Here is a 15,056-nt window from a genome sequence, read left to right on the forward strand (position 1 = left end):
GTGGCAGAACCGGATCGCCGACCTCTTCTCGCGGAAGACGGACTGAGATGGCCCTGGCCGCAGCGATCGCCGTGCGCGACCTGACGAAGGCCTACACGGAGACGACCGGACTCTTCGAGGTCAGCCTGGACGTGCGAGCGGGTTCTGTCATGGCGCTGCTCGGTCCGAACGGTGCAGGCAAGACGACCATGGTGCGCATCCTGTCCACGCTGCTGCGTCCGGATTCCGGCTCCGTGAGCATCGGAGGAGTGGATGCGCTGGACCGGCCGGAGGCGGTGCAGGCGATGATCGGGGTGGCGAGTCAGTCGGCGGCCGTCGACGAGAAGCTGACCGGACGCGCGAATCTGGCGATGTTCGCGCGTCTGCACCGGTTGTCCTTGGCGGCAGCGCGGCAGCGCTCCGCCGAGCTCCTCGAGCTGTTCGACCTCGCCGAGGCCGCCAGCAAACCGGTGAAGAGCTACTCGGGCGGCATGCGACGCAAGCTCGATCTCGCGGTCAGCCTGATCGGGCATCCGTCCATCCTGTTCCTCGACGAACCGACGACCGGACTCGATCCGGCGAGCCGTCTGGCGCTCTGGGAGGTCATCGGCACCCTGGTGCGTGAGGGCACGACTGTGCTGTTGACCACGCAGTACCTCGATGAGGCGGATGCCCTGGCCCACGACGTGACGTTCATCGACAGCGGACGCGTGATCGCCAGAGGCACGCCGGCCGAGCTGAAGTCGCGGATAGGGGGCCGGCAGGTCGATCTGAGGCCGTCCTCGCTCGAGGGCGTCGCATCGTTGGTCGAGCAGCTTTCCGGGCTCGAGGTCACGGTCGGGGATGGGGCGCTGCACGTCTCCATCGGGGACACCGTCGGTGATCTCCGTCGGATCCTGGAGTTGGTCGACGCCTCGCGCATCCCGATCCAGGACTTCGGTGTGCGCATGCCGACCCTCGATGACGTCTATTTCCACGTCACAGGACACGGACGCCCCTCGGCAGCGGATCCGAGCGACGCCCAGGCCGTCGTGACCGAGCCGGCGACGAAGGAGGAAGCGGCATGACTCGTGCAGTGAGCAGCTCGCGACCGTCGCGGTGGTGGGTGTTCAGCGACTACTACGAGATGGTGAAGCGCTGCCTGCGCCACATCGCCGGCGATCCGGATCAGCTCGTGACCGTGACGTTGCAGCCCGTGCTGACGCTTGCCCTGATGTACTTCTTTCTCGGTGGCGCCATTCAGGCGGGAACCAGCCAGAACTATCTCGACTTTCTGATCCCCGGTGTCTTCATCGTGATGGCCGGCTTCGCCGCGATCACGACCGCCACCGGTGTCGCCTCCGACATGCTGCAGGGCGTGGTCGACAGGTTCCGAACGCTTCCCATGGCGAAATCCGCGGTGGTTGCCGGACACGTCATCTCCGACCTGCCGCGCAGTCTCATCGGGCTGACCGTGACAATCGTCGTCGGCCTGTTCATGGGCTTCAGAAGTCCGGCAGGGGTCGGCGCGTGGGTAGCGGTGATCGGCATCGTCCTCCTTGTGACCTTCACGCTCTCCTGGGTCGCGGCCGTGATCGGACTGCTCGGCAGGAGCATCGAGGTGGTGCAGCAGGTGTCCGCCGTGATCATCATCCCGGTCTTCCTCAGCAACGCGCTCGTTCCCACCGACACGATGCCGGCGTGGCTGCGCGTGGTCGCGGCGAACCAGCCGCTCAGCCAGGCCGTCGATTGCATCCGGGCATTGCTTGCCGGGCAACCGCTCGGCAATCACCTCTGGCTGGCCCTCGTCGAGCTCGTCGGCATCACCGTCGTCGCGTTCGTGGTCGCCGCGTTGCTGTTCAGGCGGCGCACCCGGCGCTGAGCGGTGAGCATGATCGATTCGAAGCGGGTCCTTGTGATTTGATCTGTGTACGGATAATCTGTACACAGATCAAATCACATCACCGACGAGAGGCACGATCATGTGGAGCACCGAATACACGGCGGAGACAGAGCTCGCACAGGCACGCGTGTGGGCCGCACTGCGAGCGCTGCACGAAGGTCGGTTCACGTACGAGGGCGGCGACGAGTACGTGCTGCACGGTCCGTTCGCCGTCGGCACCCGGCTGTCGGTCACCCCGGACGGACAGGACACCTTCGACTCGACCATCGTGGAGCTGGTAGAGGGATCGTCGTACGCCGACGAGACGATCTACGGCGACCTCACCCTGCGGTTCCGGCATCTCCTCGAGCCCGTCGGCGCCGGGACGCGAGTCACGCACCGTCTCGAGATCGACGGCGAGCCGGCGGATGAGGTGGGTCCGGAACTCGGGCCGCAGATCGCCGGCGACTTCCCCGAGCTGATGCAGCAACTGTTCGCGGCGGCGTCGTCGGACGACGCATGGGATCCGGAGGATGCGGATGCCTGAGGCCGCGGCATCCGACAGCGCCCGGGTGCCCACGTCCGGCACGCGATTCGCGGGCGGACCGGCCGAGAGTCCGGGGTTCCTCCTTTGGAGGGTGACGGGCGCGTGGCAGCGGGCGATGGCATCCGCTCTGGCGCCGCTCGGCCTCACGCACGTGCAGTTCGTGCTGCTCGCCTGTGCCTGGTGGCTCGGCCGGGACGGTGTCGCTCCGAACCAGGCACAGGTGGCGGCGCAGGCCGGGGCCGACGTGAAGATGGCGTCGGAGGTCTTCGGGCGGCTGGAGGCGAAGGGTCTGGTGACTCGGCGGGTCGATCCGCACGACAGCAGAGCCAAGGCCGTCGAGGTCACGGCAGAGGGACGTGAACTGGCCGGCCGTGCGGTGTCGGTCGTCGAAGACGCGGACGCACGGTTCTTCGCGAGCGTCGACAGCGCCGCTGCCGTCACGCTGCTGCAGAGGCTCGCAGCCGGCGTCGGGGGCGCGTGAGAGCATGAGCGGGTGTCCGGCCGCTCGCTCTCCCCTGGTGCATCGGCGGGCGACGAGGCCGACGACTGGCGGGATCTGCTCCTCCCGCTGACCCTTCGGAACGGTGGGGGTCGCGTCGCGGAGACGCTTCGCCTGGCGCTTCTCGTCGAGGTACGCGAGCGCACGCGACGGGGTGGCACGAGCCGCTGGGAGCACACCGGTGACACGACGAAGGCGGCGACCGCGTCATCCGCCGGGCCGCTCGTGGTCGCTGTACGGCCGGGCGTACCCGGCAAGCGCGGCGGATGGGTGAACGCGCCCTTCGCGTGGGGCGGCCTGCAGTACCGCACGCACGAGCTCGGACTGGATCCGGATCAAGTGCGCTGGTTCGTCGAATTCGACGTGCTCTCCCGCGCCGAGCCGGGACGGTATTCGAGCAGTGACGGCTCACGGCTGGTGCTCGACGAGTACGCCAGCCCCCTGCTCTGGCGCATGCTCGCGGATGCCGGTGCCCGCGGCATCCGCATCGCCCCCGCGAGCAAGAGCGGTCGTGTCGACCTCGGCAGCCGTGCCGAGCTCGACATCGTGGCGACGGACACCGACGACGGTGGGATGATGCTGCGCCCGCGGGTGCGCATCGACGGAATCGAGACTCCGCCGGCCGTGACGGTGCGGGCGATCGGCGACCACGGGCTGGCGATCGTCGACTGGACGACCGCGGCGCCACTCGTGACGCTCGCGCCGGTCGACCGACCCGTGACGTCACGCGAAGTCGGGATGTTGAGCGAGGATCCGATCGTCGTTCCGCCCGAAGACCTCGCTGAGTTCACGCGCGAGGTGTATCCCGTGCTGGCGCGGTCGTTCCCGGTGGAACGAGCGCGAACGGTTCGACTCCCCGCGCTGGAGCCGCCGGTGTTCGTGCTGACCGTCATGTTCCTGTCTCGGCAGCGCGTCTCGCTGACGTTCTCGTGGGAGTACCGCACGGGAGAGCGCGTCGACGTCGTGGCGATGGCGCCGGCGCGCACGGATCCGGTGCAGCGCGACGCGGACGCCGAGGCGGCGATCGTCCGTCGTGTGCGGCAGGCGATCGCGGAGGCGACGGATGCGTCCGGCACGGCTCCGAACGGCGATGACTCGCTCCAGGATGCAGCGCCGGCGGCCGGGAGATCCCAGCAGAGTTCAGCAGCGAGTCTCGCGGACCGCACACTGACGGGCATCGCAGCAGCCGAGTGGGTGTCGACCGTGCTGCCGGCGCTCGAGGAGCATGCCGGGGACGGCATCCGCATCGAGATCGTCGGCGATCGAGTCGACTATCGCGAGCTCACCGAGACGCCCGAGCTCACGGTGACGACGGTGCCGACCGATCAGCGCGACTGGTTCGACCTGGGCGTGATGGTCACGGTGGCGGGCCGCACGATCCCGTTCCAGCCGCTCTTCACCGCGCTGGCCAGCGGGCGCAAGAAGCTGCTGCTCGTCGACCATTCCTATCTGTCGCTGAGTCAGCCGGTGTTCGACCGGCTGAAGGAACTGCTGGCGGAGGCGGAGGCGCTCGCCGAGTGGGAGACGGGTCCGCGGATCAGCCGCTACCAGGCAACGCTCTGGGCGGACTTCGAGGACCTCGCCGACGAGGCGCTGCCCGCCGTCGAGTGGCGCGAGACCGTGGCGGGGCTGCTTGCGATGACCTCGACGTCGGAGTCGCGTGCTGTAGACACGACCGCACTCGTGGAGCACGAACCTTTGCCCGAGGGGCTCACCGCCGAGCTGCGTCCGTACCAGCGCGACGGCTACGACTGGCTCGTCTTCCTCTGGCGACACGGGCTCGGCGGCGTGCTCGCCGACGACATGGGGCTGGGCAAGACGGTGCAGACGCTGGCGCTCATCGCCCGAGCGCACGAGCTGGGGCGAGGCGAGCATCCCGTCCTCGTCGTCGCCCCCGCGTCGGTCGTGGCCAACTGGGAGAGCGAAGCCGCGAGGTTCACGCCCGGGCTGCGGGTGGTATCCGTCACGGCAACGCGCCGCAAGGAGCGCACGAGCCTCGCGGATGCCATCGCCGGCGCCGACATCGTGCTCACGACCTACACGGTGTTCCGGCTCGACCACGAGCAGTTCCAGGCATCGACGTGGTCGGGACTCGTGCTCGACGAGGCGCAGTTCGTGAAGAACCACGCGTCGCAGACGCACCGCTACGCCCGCGAGCTGGATGCCGCGTTCCGCCTTGCCGTCACCGGCACGCCGCTGGAGAACAACCTGCTCGAGCTGTGGGCGATGTTCTCCATCGTGGCGCCGGGGCTGTTCCCGTCCAGACGGCGTTTCATCGAGGAGTACGTCAAGCCGATCGCGGATGCCGCCAGCCCCGCACACGGAACGGATGCCACCCACGGCGCCGCGCGTCTCGCCCGCCTGCGCCGGCGCATCCGTCCCCTCATGCTGCGGCGCACGAAGGACGTGGTGGCGCCTGACCTGCCGGACAAGCAGGAGCAGGTGCTCAGCATCCCGCTGGATCCCGCCCACCGGCGCATTTACGACACCTGGCTGCAGCGGGAGCGCACCAAGCTGCTCGGCCTGCTGGCCGACATGGATCGCCAGCGATTCATCGTGTACCGGTCGATCACCCTGCTGCGAATGCTCGCCGTCGACGCTTCGCTCATCGATCCCGAGTATGCGGATGTCCCGTCGGCCAAGCTCGACGCCCTGGTCGACCAGCTCGGAGACGTGGTCGCCGAGGGGCACCGTGCGCTGGCATTCAGCCAGTTCACGTCGTACCTGCGCAAGGTCGCGGCTCGACTGGATCGCGAGGGGATCCCGTACGTCTACCTCGACGGATCCACGCGGCGGCGACCCGAGGTCATCCGGCGGTTCCGCGAAGGCGACGCGCCGGTGTTCCTGATCAGCCTCAAGGCCGGCGGATTCGGGCTCACCCTCACGGAGGCGGACTACGTGTTCCTGCTCGACCCGTGGTGGAACCCCGCGGCCGAGGCCCAAGCGGTGGACCGCACGCACCGCATCGGACAGACGAAGCAGGTCATGGTGTACCGGATGGTGGCATCCGACACCATCGAAGAGAAGGTGATGAAGCTCGGCCGCGCCAAGGCCGAGCTCTTCGACGCCGTCCTGAACGACGGCGACGAGTTCTCGTCGGCCCTGTCGGCGGACGACATCCGAGCACTGCTGGAGTGACTCCTCCCGCTGGTCGGGCGGGTCGCCCAGCACCACCGGTATCGGCGGGCATCGCGATTCAGTTAGAACGTTGACAGTTAGAGTTCTAACAGTTAGAGTATTGACTATGGAACGACGAGACGCCGAGAACACGAGCGGTCTGCAGCTGCTGCGCTGGATCGGCTGGGCTCAGCGCAAGGCGGCCGAGGACTGGATCCGCGAGCGTGACATCACGTTCGAGCAGGGATTCGTGCTCGGCTACCTCGAGCAGGACCCGGGCGCCATTCAGCGCGACATCGCCAGGATGACCCGCACGACACCTGCCAGCGTGTCCAGCATGCTGCAGGGGCTCGAACGTCGAGGTCTCATCGAGCGTCGAACGGAGGAGGGGAATGAACGCAGCAAACGCGTGTACGCCACCCCCGCCGGCCTCGAGCTCATCGCCGGATTCGACCAAGCCATGGTCGAGGCCGACGAGTCGATCCTCGCCCCGCTGTCCAAGGCCGAGCGCGAGCAGCTCGAGAAGATCCTGAAGAAGATCACGGCGGCACTGCCGCAGCCCGAGCGCCCGTAGGCGCACGCCGGACAGCCTCCACACACCACACAGACCACAACGCTTCGTCGCGTCGGCCTCCCCGGCGCCATCTCGCCATGCAGGCACGCAGGCGCCCGTCACCCGGCGCCATCGCGTCATGCCCTGAACCGATTCGTCATGCCCTGAAGGGAGCAATCATGAGCACCGCAACCGTTGAAATCCCAGCCAAGTCGGATGCCGTCGGCTCGAACCGCTGGTATCTCTCTGCCGCGCCGATCGTGCGCGCACTCATCCATCTCTGTGTGCCGATGGCCGCAGGAATGGTCGTCGGCGCCGTCTACAACGTCATCAACGCCGGCTTCATCGGCTCGCTGCACGACTCCGTGCTGCTGGCCGCCATCACCTTCGGCACCCCGCTGCTGGGGCTCGTCATGGCCGTCGGCGGCGTGTTCGGCGTCGGTGGCGGTGCCCTGATCTCGAGGCTGCTCGGGGCATCCGAGAACGACAGCTCCAAGGCGGGCGAGATCAAGCACGTCTCGTCCTTCGCGGTCTGGGGCTCGGTCATCGTCGGCGTCATCCTGGGCATCCTCGGCCTGATCTTCCTGAACCCGCTGGTGTCCCTGCTCGGAGCGGATGCCGCCGCCGCGTCCGCCACGAGCGCCTACGTCGCGGTCTTCCTCTGCTTCGTTCCGGTGCTCGCCGTCGCGTTCTGTCTCGAACAGCTCGTGCGCGCAGAGGGTGCTGCCAGGCAGTCGATGATCGGACTGATCGCCTCCACGATCGCCAACCTCGTCTTCGATGTTCTCTTCATCCTGGTGCTGCCATGGGGCGTCGCCGGTGCCGCGCTCGCGCTCGGGCTGTCGAACCTCGTCGCCGTCGTCTACTACGCCGCATGGCTCACGAAGCACAGCGAGCACGTCAGCCTGGCGCCGCGGTGGTTCACGCTGCGGGGGTCCGTGCTCGGTCCCGTCTTCAGCGTCGGCGTTGGCGAGCTGCTGCAGTCCGCGTTCCTCATCGTCACGAGCCTCGTGCTGAACAACCTCGCCGTGCAGTACGGCGACGGCCCGCTCGCGGCCATGGGCGTCGCGGTACGGATCGCGCAGGTGCCCGAGTTCCTCATCATGGGCATCACGATCGGCGTACTGCCGCTGCTCGCCTACTCGTTCGGCAAGGGCGACGCGAAGCGACTCTGGTCGTCAGTGCGTGCGGCAGCCGTTGCGGTCGGTGGCATCGGGGCGTTCTTCTTCGTCGTCGTCTTCCTGTTCCGCGACCAGCTGTTCTCGCTCTTCTCGTCGGATCACTCGCTGCTCGCCGTCGGCGTCACGATCATGACCGCGCAGCTCGTGGCGATGATCGGCAACGGATTCACCGGCCTCATCACCTCGCTCATGCAGGGCACCGGGCGCGGCACGGCGGCGATCGTGCTGTCGATGACCCAGGGTGTGCTGTTCATCCCGATCGTCATCCTGGGGAACCTCTGGTTCGGCCTGACCGGCATCATCTGGGCGCTCACAGTGACCGAGATCATCGTGCTGCTCGTCGCACTCCTGCTCTGGGCGCTGAACTCGCGCGGCATCGCCAAGGGCCTCGCCGAGGGCAGCCCGGAGCGTGCGGAGGAGGCGCTGGCCATGGCCGAGGGGTGAGGCCCCTTCAACCGCCGAGCCACCCCCTTGTCGCCAAGCCACCCTGCAATTCAAGGGTGGCTCGGCGACAAGGGGGTTGTTGGCGAACAAGGGGTGGTTCGTCGCGGGGCTGTCGATTTCGCGCGGGGATCCGCGTCGGTAGAAATGAGCCCAGGTCCGGGCTCATCACCACTGCAAGAGACAAGGATGATCCCATGGCCGAATACCTGATGCTCGTGCATCCCGATCCCGCGTTCGTCGCTCCTGCGCCCGGCACGGAGGTCAGCTCTCCGTACCGGTCGTTCATGGAGACGTACGCGGACCACCTCCTCGGCGGCGCCGCGCTGACCGGGCCGGAGACTGCGACATCCGTTCGAACCGATGCCGACGGCAACATCACAGTGACCGATGGCGTCTTCGTGGAGAGCAAGGAGGTCCTCGGCGGCTACTGGGTGCTGCAAGCCGCCGACCTCGACGAGGCGATCTCGATCGCCAAGCAGGTTCCGGTGCGGAACGGCGGCATCGAGCTGCGTCCCATCGCGATCCGGAGCTGACATGGCCCCGAGCGGCTCAGCCACGGCGACCGCCGTCGCCGCGGCCGTGGCCGACGCGCACCGCCGGGAGTGGGCGTTCGTGCTCGCCGCGACGGTGCGCGTCACCGGGGATCTCGATGACGCAGAGGAAGCCGCGCAGGATGCCTACGCGCGCGCCCTCGAGACGTGGCCAGTCCGCGGCATCCCGGTGAGTCCCGGCGCCTGGCTCACCACGGCGGCCCGGCATCGCGCGCTCGACCTGCTGCGCCGGGCGGATGTCTCACGGAGGGCCCTGCCGAAGCTGGTGGATCCGGAGGCGCGCGCCGCGGCATCCGGATCCCCGCTCCTCTCCGAAGACGACGACGAGTCCGTCGTGTCGGACGACCGCCTGCGCCTCGTCTTCACGTGCTGTCACCCCGCGCTCGCGTTGGAGGCGCGCGTCGCACTCACGTTGCGCATGGTCTGCGGGCTGAGCACGGCGGAGGTCGCGAGGGCCTTTCTCGTGTCCGAGCCGACGATGGCGGCCCGCATCACTCGGGCGAAGCGCAAGGTCGCGCAGGCGCGCATCCCGTATGTCGTGCCGGCCGCGGCGGATCTCGCCGAACGCGTCGGCGGTGTGCTCGACGTCGTGCACCTCGTCTACACGACCGGCCACACAGCCCCAGCCGGTGCCTCGCTCTCCCGACGTGAGCTCACCGAACGCGGCCGCGAGCTCGCCGAGCTGCTCCGGATGCTGCTCCCTCGCGATCCCGACGTCGCCGGCCTCCTCTCACTCATCTACCTCTCCGAGGCGCGACGGGCGGCCAGAACGAATGCCGCAGGCGACGAGATCCTGCTCGAGCAGCAGGACCGTTCCCGGTGGGATCGGCGGTTCATCGAGCTCGGACTCGAGCAGCTCGCGGTCGCCGTCGAGGGCGTGCCGCCGTCGAAGTACACGCTGCTCGCTGCGATCGGAGCGGTGCACGACAGCAGCCCGGACTGGGCGTCGACGGACTGGCGCCGCATCGCCGGCCTCTACGACACGCTGCGCGCGGTGTGGCCGTCACCGGTCGTCGAGCTGAACCGGGCGATAGCCATCGGCTTCGCGGACGGGCCGGCCGCCGGGCTCGCGCTGCTGGACGAACTCGCTGCGGAGCCGCAGCTCGTGAGGTATCCGTACCTGCAAGCCGCGCGGGCCGACTTCCTGCAGCGACTCGGGCGCACGGATGCCGCCGAGCTCGCCTACGACGAGGCGATCGCGCTCTGCGACAACGATCCGGAGCGCGAGCGGCTGCGCCGCAAGAGGGCTTCCGCGCGGATGCTGTGAACCGTCTGATGGGCCGTGGCCATGCCGCGTCCCGTGCCTGAGTGTTCTCGCAGAGAGGGGCGACCAGGTGACATCCAGATAACGGGTGGATAACATGGGGACACTGTGCCGGGGACCTCCCGGCTGACCCGACAGCCCCCCGAAGCCCCCTCGTGACAGACCCCTTACTCAGCTCTGGCCCCGTAGCAGGGGTCGGTGCGCCCGATTTCACGGGCTCCGAGCCGGTCTTCGCCAGCCGCAAGGAGCGGCGGGCGTACGAGGATGCGTTGGCACAGGCATCCGAAACCTCGCCGGATGCGAATCCCCCGGCCACGTCCGGAATCGCTCCTGGTTCTGCCACGGCGCCCGCGACATCCCCCGCAGCCTGGGCATCCGCGCCGGCGTACGGCACGGAGTATCCGACCGCCGCGCCCGCGGCAGGTCCGTTCGGGCACTCGCCTGCTTCGCCGTCCGCTCCGTACGCGTCGAGTAGTCCGGCTGCGGTTTCGGCTCCTGCGCCCACTCCGTATACGCCGGCCCGGGCATCCGCTCCCTCTTCGCCCGCCTCAGCACCCGCGCCGTACACCCCGGCTGATGCATCGCCTCCGTATATCCCCGCTGCTGCGCCGCAGGCACGGACGGTTGCGACTCCCCACGCTCCGGCGCAGACTGCGGATCCGTTCACGCAGCTCCTCGGGCTCGCCGCCGAACCCGCGCGCGAGACACAGCAGCGTGGCGCCGTCGACGTCCGCGGCACGGATGTCCGCCTCGACGATCCCCGTCGTTCACCCGACGCGGGTCGTGCGCATCGGGTCGACGAGGTACCGGTCACAACGCACACCGGGCGCGTGCGGCTACGTCCGGAAGAGCTTGCTCGGTCGACGGATTCCGCTCCCGTTCCGCTCGCGCTGCCCGGCGCTCCGAGCGCTCAGCCCGTGCAGCAGCGCCGGACCGGCGCCCGTCCGGGTTCCTTCGATGCCGATTCCTTCGCCTCCGATTCCTTCGCCTCCGATTCCGTCGCCTCCGACCCCTTCGTCTCGGACGACGTCGGTGGCGGGATCTTCGGCAGCGCGCTGTTCGGCGAGGAGGAGCTCGGTGGCGCCGCCGCGTCGGTAGGCGTCACGGGCAAGGTGCAGAAGGCACAGAAGGCCGAGAAGCGGGCGGCCGCGAAGGCGGCGAAGCTCGCGGCGGCCGAGGCGAGGCGCGCGAACACGAAGCGATCCGGTGCGACGTCGTCGACGAAGCCGGGCGTGGACGACGCTGGCAGTTACGCCGAGGTTGCCGGTGCCGCGTCGGCAGCGGGTCAGGCGGGGCGCGGTGCAGCGCGTGGTGCGGCATCCGCTGCGACCCAGGTCAGGCCGAAGAAGGCCAGGACCGTCAGGGTGCACGGTGCGAGGCTTCGCACGGTGACGTCGCGCTCGACGTCGGGCAAGCGCCGGTCGCCGCTGACGAAATTCTTCGCCAAGGCCGGCATCATGCTCGCAGCGGCCGGCATGGTGGCGACCACCGCCGTGCCCGCGTACGCACAGTTCGATACGCCGACGTGGATCGATCCGAGCACCGGCCGCACCCAGACTCTCGCCGTCGGCGCCATCCAGGACGGCGCGCTCGCCAAGGACGACTTTGGCGCACACACCCTGCCCGCCACGCTCGATTCGACGACGGGAACCGTCGTCGCTCCCGAGGTGCAGGCGCTCGCCCAGCAGCTCATGACGGCGGTCACGCAGGGCAGGCTCACCGGAAGCACCCCTGACCACATCTTCGAGATCCGCTACCTCGCGGCCGGTGAAGCCGTGCAGGGCTGCGGCATCGACTACCGCGTGCTGCAGACCATCGCCGTGGCGCTCAACACGTTCAACACCGTCGGCGTCAGCGACATCAACCGGCACTGCACGGGGCAGATCGAGGGCGCGGGCACGGCATCCGCTCACTACACGGACGGCGGCGGGCACGCCGTCGACTTCTTCAGGCTGAACGGGCACGCGCTCACCGGCGGAGACTCGGACTCCATCAAGCTCCTCGAGACGCTCGACCGGGTCGTGCCGTCCGACTCCACGGTCGGCCAGGTGGGCTGTCGTTCGAGTCTCTCGCTGAGCCATTTCCAGCAGATCGACGACACCTGCAACCACCTGCACATCGACTTCCTCGACGCCAGCGGGACATCCCTGCTCGGTTAGCCGATCACGGCGCGACGGATGCAGCGATCTTCGTCTCGTTCGGCGTCTCGCCCAGCACCGAGCGGTAGCGGCGCGAGAAGTGGGCGTAGTCCGCGTAGCGGAGGTCGGCGGCCAGGGTGCTGAGATCCGTCTCCGGATGCGCGTACAACGTGGTCGCGGCTTCCTGCAGCCTTCGGCACTCGATCAGCCACTTCGGGCCGAGGCCCAGATAGTCGCGCATCAGCCGCTCGAGCGTGCGCGGTGTGACCCCGAGCCGGGATGCCAGGTCGGATGCCCGCTGCACCGATGCGTCCTCCTCGGCGAGCCGGCAGGCCTCGTTGACGAGGCGGTCGCGGTCGTCGACACGTCGCGCGTGCGGTGACAGCCAGCCGTCCAAGACGCGGGAAAGCTGCTTGCGATGATCGGGCCCGAGCTCGTCCGGTGATCGACCTGCGCGCCGCAGCACGTCGCCGACCTCGGCGACCGGGGCGTCGGTCAACCGCAGGCCGTCGAGAGGAACGTCGCGCAGGTCGATCGGTGAAGGGTTGCCGGTCTGGGACGGGATGCCGGTCTGGGACGGGTTGCCGGTCTGGGACGGGTTGCCGGTAGGCGAGGGCTCGACGGTCGTGGAGGGCTCGGCAGCCGGGGAGCGTTTGTCCGTCGCGGCCGTCAGCAGCAGGCGTCCCGCGCACGGCCGCAACAGGATTCCGACTCCCCATCCCGTCCCCGACAGTCGTCGCACGTCCACTCGGCCGGTCGGCGGATACAGCCGAGCCTCGGCACCGCTGGCCGACGTTTCGTTCACCTCGAACACCGCGTTGAACGCCGGATACGTCAGCACCCGTTGTGCGAGTTCCGTTCCCTCCGGCACATCCCAGCGCACGACCCAGACGTGGCGCACCAGATCCCGCAGCTCCGCGCCGAGCACGAAACGGTCGAAGACCGCGTGGGGATCGCCGGGGTTGAGGTGTCCGCGGGAGTGCGGTGCGGCATCCGTCATGTGCTCCTGCTCTGCGTGTTCGGTTCGGTTCGGTTGAGTGCTCGGTGGGGCCGGCGTCGATTCGACTCTTAGCAGTCGACAGTCAGCACGGTTCGACGGACAGCACGCTCGACTGCGAGCGCGGTCCAACCGGGTACTCGATCGGTCTGTCGCAAAAGTACAAGAGGCCGCCGACGCGCCGCCCTAGCGTGGAATGCATGACCACGACCCCATCGATCGCCCCGGCCGACGGACAGCACACCACGAACGGAATGCCGCACGGCTCCACCTCGATCACGCCTCACATCGTTGTGCGGAACGCCGCAGCCGCGCTCGACTTCTACCGCGACGTCTTCGGTGCGCGCGTCCTGGATGTGACGAGATTCCCCGGCGGAGACGGCGTCGCCCACGCGATCCTCGATTTCGGGACCGGGATGCTCACGCTCAGCGACCCGATGGAGTCGTACGGGCTCGTCGCTCCCGAGGGCGCAGAGCGTCGCGACTACTCGCTCGCGTTGTACGTTCCGAACTGCGACGAGGTGACGGATGCCGCTGTCACCGCAGGCGCGACCGTGCGCGAGCCCATTGCCACCTTCGTGACGGGCGATCGGTACTCGTCGCTGTTGGATCCGTTCGGCGTGCGCTGGTCGGTGATGACCAGGGTGGAGGACCTCTCATACGAGGAGAGCGCCGACCGTGTCGCGCAGTGGGCGGCGTCGCAGAGTGCCGAGGTCTCGCAGGGTGCAACGTCGCAGTCCGCCGATGCCGCGGCCGACTGAGTCCCCGGCGCATCCGTCCCGACCGGCGAAGCACCGAGGCTGCTTCGCTTGTGCCTCGTCCCGGCTCCGTCGGCGCAGAACGTGGGTGGGCGTTCGCTCAGAGACGAACGTTCGGCATTGTCATCCGAATGTGAACGATATATCGTTGACGTGTCTTAGATAGTCAACGATAGGAGTACGTCATGAGAGACGACTACATTTCGGGCGACGAGCATCGTCGCCATCACGCGCATGGCGGCCACCCCGGCCGCGACAACGCGCAGTGGGGCTGCGGCCCGCGGCGCTTCCACCACGACGACGACCATGGTGCGCAGCACCACGGCGCCGGCAGCGAGGGCCACGGCGAAGAGCCGCGCGGCCCGCACGGACACGGCCCGCACGAGCACGGTGAGGGTGGCCCCGGCTTCGAGGGTTACGGTCCTCGCGGCTTCGGCGGCTACGGTCGCCGCGGCTTCGGCCCGAGCTTCGATCCTCGTGGATTCGACCCGGCGGCACTCGCCGCTTTCGGGATGCGCGGGCGCAAGCGGGCGTCGCGTGGCGACATCCGTGCCGCCATCCTCAGCCTGCTGGCCGACGGTCCGAAGAACGGCTACGCGCTCATCAAGGCCATCGCCGAGAAGACGGACGGCCTGTGGAAGCCGAGCCCCGGCTCGGTGTATCCGACGCTGCAGCAGCTGGTCGACGAGGAACTCGTCGAGGCGACCGGAGACGGCCGCCGCACCGACTACGAGCTGACGGATGCCGGCAAGGCCTACATCGCGGAGCACCAGTCGGAGCTCGACGCCGCATGGCAGGCGACCCCCGGCCGCAGCGCTCAGGATGCCGCCCTGCACGAATCCATCGGCAAGCTGATGGGCGTCGTGCACCAGTTCCGGTTCGCCGCGACGGATGAGCAGCGCAAGCAGGCCGCCGAGAAGATCGACGAGCTGCGCAAGGCGCTGTACCTGATCCTCGCGGAGTAGACCCAAGGGGCGGCGCGTATCCGCGCCGCCCCTCCCGTCCTCCCGAGGGTGCCTGTTTCTCCTCCCGAACGTGCTCGTTCCTCCTTCCGAACGTGCCGGTCTCTCCTCCCGAAGGTGCCCGTTCCTCCTCCCGAAGGTGCCCCTTTCTCCTCTCGAGGGTGCCCCTTTCTCCTCCCGAGGGTGCCCCTTTCGGTCGCCGGTC

Annotated in this window: 13 protein-coding genes; 12 read left to right on the top strand and 1 reads right to left on the bottom strand. The window is 68.7% G+C overall.

The window, feature by feature from the left end:
- Positions 1–47: 47 nt before the first annotated feature.
- The 10 genes from ACX9R5_RS03935 to ACX9R5_RS03980 all read left to right on the top strand — a co-directional run bounded on the left by ACX9R5_RS03935 (position 48) and on the right by ACX9R5_RS03980 (position 12,155).
- On the top strand, positions 48–1,046 hold the full coding sequence (locus tag ACX9R5_RS03935) for an ATP-binding cassette domain-containing protein (RefSeq protein ID WP_459407690.1): 999 nt from the start codon (positions 48–50) through the stop codon (positions 1,044–1,046).
- Positions 1,043–1,840 (top strand): ABC transporter permease, encoded by a 798-nt coding sequence (locus ACX9R5_RS03940; protein ID WP_459407691.1) that lies wholly within the window; start codon positions 1,043–1,045, stop codon positions 1,838–1,840. Before ACX9R5_RS03935 ends, ACX9R5_RS03940 begins: the two co-directional genes overlap by 4 nt.
- 100 nt (positions 1,841–1,940) lie before the next feature.
- Entirely contained in the window at positions 1,941–2,387 is a 447-nt protein-coding gene (locus ACX9R5_RS03945) for an SRPBCC family protein (RefSeq protein WP_459407692.1), read from the top strand.
- Positions 2,380–2,868, top strand: coding sequence for a MarR family winged helix-turn-helix transcriptional regulator (locus ACX9R5_RS03950; RefSeq protein WP_459407693.1), 489 nt, complete (start codon positions 2,380–2,382; stop codon positions 2,866–2,868). Before ACX9R5_RS03945 ends, ACX9R5_RS03950 begins: the two co-directional genes overlap by 8 nt.
- 12 nt (positions 2,869–2,880) lie before the next feature.
- On the top strand, positions 2,881–6,024 hold the full coding sequence (locus tag ACX9R5_RS03955) for a DEAD/DEAH box helicase (RefSeq protein WP_459407694.1): 3,144 nt from the start codon (positions 2,881–2,883) through the stop codon (positions 6,022–6,024).
- A 106-nt stretch (positions 6,025–6,130) separates the two neighbouring features.
- The gene (locus tag ACX9R5_RS03960; RefSeq protein WP_459407695.1) at positions 6,131–6,577 is read left to right on the top strand and encodes a MarR family winged helix-turn-helix transcriptional regulator; all 447 of its coding nucleotides are present in this window, start codon (positions 6,131–6,133) and stop codon (positions 6,575–6,577) included.
- A 158-nt stretch (positions 6,578–6,735) separates the two neighbouring features.
- Positions 6,736–8,181 carry an MATE family efflux transporter gene (locus ACX9R5_RS03965; protein ID WP_459407696.1) on the top strand — a complete coding sequence of 482 codons (1,446 nt, stop codon included), beginning with the start codon at positions 6,736–6,738 and terminating at the stop codon, positions 8,179–8,181.
- Between the two features lie 194 nt (positions 8,182–8,375).
- Positions 8,376–8,714 carry a YciI family protein gene (locus ACX9R5_RS03970; RefSeq protein WP_459407697.1) on the top strand — a complete coding sequence of 113 codons (339 nt, stop codon included), beginning with the start codon at positions 8,376–8,378 and terminating at the stop codon, positions 8,712–8,714.
- 1 nt (position 8,715) lies between these two features.
- The gene (locus ACX9R5_RS03975; protein WP_459407698.1) at positions 8,716–9,999 is read left to right on the top strand and encodes an RNA polymerase sigma factor; all 1,284 of its coding nucleotides are present in this window, start codon (positions 8,716–8,718) and stop codon (positions 9,997–9,999) included.
- A gap of 152 nt (positions 10,000–10,151) precedes the next feature.
- Complete coding sequence (locus ACX9R5_RS03980; protein WP_459407699.1) at positions 10,152–12,155, top strand: hypothetical protein; 2,004 nt, start codon at positions 10,152–10,154, stop codon at positions 12,153–12,155.
- Positions 12,156–12,159: 4 nt separating this feature from the next.
- Here ACX9R5_RS03980 and ACX9R5_RS03985 read toward each other — a convergent pair whose 3' ends face one another.
- Positions 12,160–13,134 carry a helix-turn-helix domain-containing protein gene (locus tag ACX9R5_RS03985; RefSeq protein WP_459407700.1) on the bottom strand — a complete coding sequence of 325 codons (975 nt, stop codon included), beginning with the start codon at positions 13,132–13,134 and terminating at the stop codon, positions 12,160–12,162.
- A 197-nt stretch (positions 13,135–13,331) separates the two neighbouring features.
- Here ACX9R5_RS03985 and ACX9R5_RS03990 point away from each other — a divergent pair, with 197 nt between their 5' ends.
- Complete coding sequence (locus ACX9R5_RS03990; protein ID WP_459407701.1) at positions 13,332–13,892, top strand: VOC family protein; 561 nt, start codon at positions 13,332–13,334, stop codon at positions 13,890–13,892.
- A gap of 182 nt (positions 13,893–14,074) precedes the next feature.
- Positions 14,075–14,854 carry a PadR family transcriptional regulator gene (locus ACX9R5_RS03995; RefSeq protein ID WP_459407702.1) on the top strand — a complete coding sequence of 260 codons (780 nt, stop codon included), beginning with the start codon at positions 14,075–14,077 and terminating at the stop codon, positions 14,852–14,854.
- The last annotated feature ends 202 nt before the right edge of the window (positions 14,855–15,056 follow it).

The sequence above is a fragment of the Rathayibacter sp. CAU 1779 genome (genome assembly GCF_054551755.1).

Excerpts from the sequence above, each read along its gene's own strand:
- ACX9R5_RS03970 (WP_459407697.1), top strand. The coding sequence starts at position 8,376 with ATGGCCGAATACCTGATGCTCGTGCATCCCGATCCCGCGTTCGTCGCT.
- ACX9R5_RS03985 (WP_459407700.1), bottom strand. The coding sequence starts at position 13,134 with ATGACGGATGCCGCACCGCACTCCCGCGGACACCTCAACCCCGGCGAT.
- ACX9R5_RS03965 (WP_459407696.1), top strand. The coding sequence starts at position 6,736 with ATGAGCACCGCAACCGTTGAAATCCCAGCCAAGTCGGATGCCGTCGGC.
- ACX9R5_RS03945 (WP_459407692.1), top strand. The coding sequence starts at position 1,941 with ATGTGGAGCACCGAATACACGGCGGAGACAGAGCTCGCACAGGCACGC.
- ACX9R5_RS03975 (WP_459407698.1), top strand. The coding sequence starts at position 8,716 with ATGGCCCCGAGCGGCTCAGCCACGGCGACCGCCGTCGCCGCGGCCGTG.
- ACX9R5_RS03960 (WP_459407695.1), top strand. The coding sequence starts at position 6,131 with ATGGAACGACGAGACGCCGAGAACACGAGCGGTCTGCAGCTGCTGCGC.
- ACX9R5_RS03990 (WP_459407701.1), top strand. The coding sequence starts at position 13,332 with ATGACCACGACCCCATCGATCGCCCCGGCCGACGGACAGCACACCACG.
- ACX9R5_RS03940 (WP_459407691.1), top strand. The coding sequence starts at position 1,043 with ATGACTCGTGCAGTGAGCAGCTCGCGACCGTCGCGGTGGTGGGTGTTC.
- ACX9R5_RS03935 (WP_459407690.1), top strand. The coding sequence starts at position 48 with ATGGCCCTGGCCGCAGCGATCGCCGTGCGCGACCTGACGAAGGCCTAC.
- ACX9R5_RS03995 (WP_459407702.1), top strand. The coding sequence starts at position 14,075 with ATGAGAGACGACTACATTTCGGGCGACGAGCATCGTCGCCATCACGCG.
- ACX9R5_RS03950 (WP_459407693.1), top strand. The coding sequence starts at position 2,380 with ATGCCTGAGGCCGCGGCATCCGACAGCGCCCGGGTGCCCACGTCCGGC.